Origin of the sequence: Nocardia sp. NPDC052566 (assembly GCF_044547285.1) — a bacterium.
Classification (GTDB): domain Bacteria; phylum Actinomycetota; class Actinomycetes; order Mycobacteriales; family Mycobacteriaceae; genus Nocardia.
Genome location: NZ_JBIUAF010000013.1, coordinates 1 through 4,221, shown reverse-complemented (window position 1 = coordinate 4,221; position 4,221 = coordinate 1). Strand labels below are relative to the sequence as shown.

At 57.7% G+C, this 4,221-nt stretch carries 2 rRNA genes; both read right to left on the bottom strand.

From position 1 onward, the window contains the following. Window positions 1–2,732: ribosomal RNA gene (locus tag ACIG5A_RS44025) — 23S ribosomal RNA — on the bottom strand; the annotation flags it as partial. A gap of 300 nt (window positions 2,733–3,032) precedes the next feature. Then, a 16S ribosomal RNA gene (locus tag ACIG5A_RS44020) occupies window positions 3,033–4,221 on the bottom strand; the annotation flags it as partial.

Genomic DNA, 4,221 nt, shown 5'->3' with positions numbered 1-4,221 from the left:
GAGCCGACATCGAGGTGCCAAACCATCCCGTCGATATGGACTCTTGGGGAAGATCAGCCTGTTATCCCCGGGGTACCTTTTATCCGTTGAGCGACGGCGCTTCCACAAGCCACCGCCGGATCACTAGTCCCGACTTTCGTCCCTGCTCGACCCGTCGGTCTCACAGTCAAGCTCCCTTGTGCACTTACACTCAACACCTGATTGCCAACCAGGCTGAGGGAACCTTTGGGCGCCTCCGTTACCCTTTAGGAGGCAACCGCCCCAGTTAAACTACCCATCAGACACTGTCCCTGATCCGGATCACGGACCCAGGTTAGACATCCAGCACGACCAGACTGGTATTTCAACGACGACTCCACAACCACTGGCGTGGCCGCTTCAAAGTCTCCCAGCTATCCTACACAAGCCGAACCGAACACCAATATCAAACTGTAGTAAAGGTCCCGGGGTCTTTCCGTCCTGCTGCGCGAAACGAGCATCTTTACTCGTAGTGCAATTTCACCGGGCCTATGGTTGAGACAGTCGAGAAGTCGTTACGCCATTCGTGCAGGTCGGAACTTACCCGACAAGGAATTTCGCTACCTTAGGATGGTTATAGTTACCACCGCCGTTTACTGGCGCTTAAGTTCTCAGCTTCGCCCCACCGAAATGGAGCTAACCGGTCCCCTTAACGTTCCAGCACCGGGCAGGCGTCAGTCCGTATACATCGCCTTACGGCTTCGCACGGACCTGTGTTTTTAGTAAACAGTCGCTTCTCGCTGGTCTCTGCGGCCACCCCCAGCTCAGACCGTAAAGATCATCACCAGGTGTGGCCCCCCTTCTCCCGAAGTTACGGGGGCATTTTGCCGAGTTCCTTAACCATAGTTCACCCGAACGCCTCGGTATTCTCTACCTGACCACCTGAGTCGGTTTAGGGTACGGGCCGCCATGAAACTCGCTAGAGGCTTTTCTCGACAGCATAGGATCATCCACTTCACCACAATCGGCTCGGCATCAGGTCTCAGCCTTATGTGCGACGGATTTACCTACCGCACGGCCTACACCCTTACCCCGGGACAACCACCGCCCGGGATGGACTACCTTCCTGCGTCACCCCATCACTCACCTACTAACCGCTTGGGCCGGCGGCTCCACCACTTTCCATTCCCCGAAGGGTCCGGAACGGCTTCACGGCCTTAGCATCACGATGCTCGATGTTTGACGCTCCACAGCGGGTACCGGAATATCAACCGGTTATCCATCGACTACGCCTGTCGGCCTCGCCTTAGGTCCCGACTTACCCTGGGCAGATCAGCTTGACCCAGGAACCCTTAGTCAATCGGCGCACACGTTTCCCACGTGTGTATCGCTACTCATGCCTGCATTCTCACTCGTCAACCGTCCACAACTCGCTTACACGGCTGCTTCACCCGGCAGACGACGCTCCCCTACCCATCACAGCAGGCGTTGGCCCTATAGCTGCAATGACACGACTTCGGCGGTACGCTTGAGCCCCGCTACATTGTCGGCGCGGAATCACTAGACCAGTGAGCTATTACGCACTCTTTCAAGGGTGGCTGCTTCTAAGCCAACCTCCTGGTTGTCTCTGCGACTCCACATCCTTTCCCACTTAGCGTACGCTTAGGGGCCTTAGTCGATGCTCTGGGCTGTTTCCCTCTCGACCATGGAGCTTATCCCCCACAGTCTCACTGCCGCGCTCTCACTTACCGGCATTCGGAGTTTGGCTAAGGTCAGTAACCCGGTAGGGCCCATCGCCTATCCAGTGCTCTACCTCCGGCAAGAAACACACGACGCTGCACCTAAATGCATTTCGGGGAGAACCAGCTATCACGGAGTTTGATTGGCCTTTCACCCCTAACCACAGGTCATCCCCCAGGTTTTCAACCCTGGTGGGTTCGGTCCTCCACGAAGTCTTACCTCCGCTTCAACCTGCCCATGGCTAGATCACTCCGCTTCGGGTCTTGAGCGTGCTACTGAATCGCCCTGTTCGGACTCGCTTTCGCTACGGCTACCCCACCCGGGTTAACCTCGCAACACACCGCAAACTCGCAGGCTCATTCTTCAAAAGGCACGCAGTCACGAGACAAACACAAGTGCTTGTCCGACGCTCCCACGGCTTGTAGGCACACGGTTTCAGGTACTATTTCACTCCGCTCCCGCGGTACTTTTCACCATTCCCTCACGGTACTATCCGCTATCGGTCACCAGGGAATATTTAGGCTTAGCGGGTGGTCCCGCCAGATTCACACGGGATTTCTCGGGCCCCGTGCTACTTGGGTGTCTCTCAAACGAGCCGCTGACGTTTCGACTACGGGGGTCTTACCCTCTACGCCGGACCTTTCGCATGTCCTTCGCCTACATCAACGGTTTCTCACTCGTCCCACGGCCGGCAGACCGTGAAAGAGAGATCCCACAACCCCGCATACGCAACCCCTGCCGGGTCTCACACGCATACGGTTTGGCCTCATCCGGTTTCGCTCGCCACTACTCCCGGAATCACGGTTGTTTTCTCTTCCTGCGGGTACTGAGATGTTTCACTTCCCCGCGTTCCCTCCACACTGCCTATGTGTTCAGCAGCGGGTGACAGCCCATGACGACTGCCGGGTTTCCCCATTCGGACACCCCCGGATCAAAGCCTGGTTGACGACTCCCCGGGGCCTATCGTGGCCTCCCACGTCCTTCATCGGTTCCTGGTGCCAAGGCATCCACCGTGCGCCCTTAAAAACTTGGCCACAGATGCTCGCGTCCACTGTGCAGTTCTCAAACAACGACCAGCCACCCATCACCCCGGGACAACATCCCGAGTGCACTGGGGCCGGCACCTGAAGGAAACTCATTCCCTCAGACACCCAACAGCGTGCCCGACACCCTCAACCTCTCCTCGTCCCGTTCCACGCCGAAGCAGTACTAGAAACCAGAAGCCGTCAAGTGCGCCGAGTAGTCAACGTTCCACCCATGAGCAACCAGCATCAGACGTTCGCTGATGTACTGGCCTCTGACCAGCCCGAAGACCGGTAAGAAGTGCTCCTTAGAAAGGAGGTGATCCAGCCGCACCTTCCGGTACGGCTACCTTGTTACGACTTCGTCCCAATCGCCAGTCCCACCTTCGACAGCTCCCTCCCACAAGGGGTTGGGCCACCGGCTTCGGGTGTTACCGACTTTCGTGACGTGACGGGCGGTGTGTACAAGGCCCGGGAACGTATTCACCGCAGCAATGCTGATCTGCGATTACTAGCGACTCCGACTTCATGGGGTCGAGTTGCAGACCCCAATCCGAACTGAGACCGGCTTTTTGAGATTCGCTCCACCTCACGGTATCGCAGCTCATTGTACCGGCCATTGTAGCACGTGTGCAGCCCAAGACATAAGGGGCATGATGACTTGACGTCGTCCCCACCTTCCTCCGAGTTGACCCCGGCGGTCTCCCGTGAGTCCCCAACGCCCCGAAGGGCTTGCTGGCAACACGGGACAAGGGTTGCGCTCGTTGCGGGACTTAACCCAACATCTCACGACACGAGCTGACGACAGCCATGCACCACCTGTACACCGACCACAAGGGGGACCCTGTCTCCAGGGTTTTCCGGTGTATGTCAAGCCTTGGTAAGGTTCTTCGCGTTGCGTCGAATTAAGCCACATGCTCCGCCGCTTGTGCGGGCCCCCGTCAATTCCTTTGAGTTTTAGCCTTGCGGCCGTACTCCCCAGGCGGGGCACTTAATGCGTTAGCTGCGGCACGGACAACGTGGAATGTTGCCCACACCTAGTGCCCACCGTTTACGGCGTGGACTACCAGGGTATCTAATCCTGTTCGCTCCCCACGCTTTCGCTCCTCAGCGTCAGTATCGGCCCAGAGATCCGCCTTCGCCACCGGTGTTCCTCCTGATATCTGCGCATTTCACCGCTACACCAGGAATTCCGATCTCCCCTACCGAACTCTAGCCTGCCCGTATCGACTGCAGACCCGGGGTTAAGCCCCGGGCTTTCACAACCGACGCGACAAGCCGCCTACGAGCTCTTTACGCCCAATAATTCCGGACAACGCTTGCGCCCTACGTATTACCGCGGCTGCTGGCACGTAGTTAGCCGGCGCTTCTTCTGCAGGTACCGTCACTCTCGCTTCTTCCCTGCTGAAAGAGGTTTACAACCCGAAGGCCGTCATCCCTCACGCGGCGTCGCTGCATCAGGCTTTCGCCCATTGTGCAATATTCCCCACTGCTGCCTCCC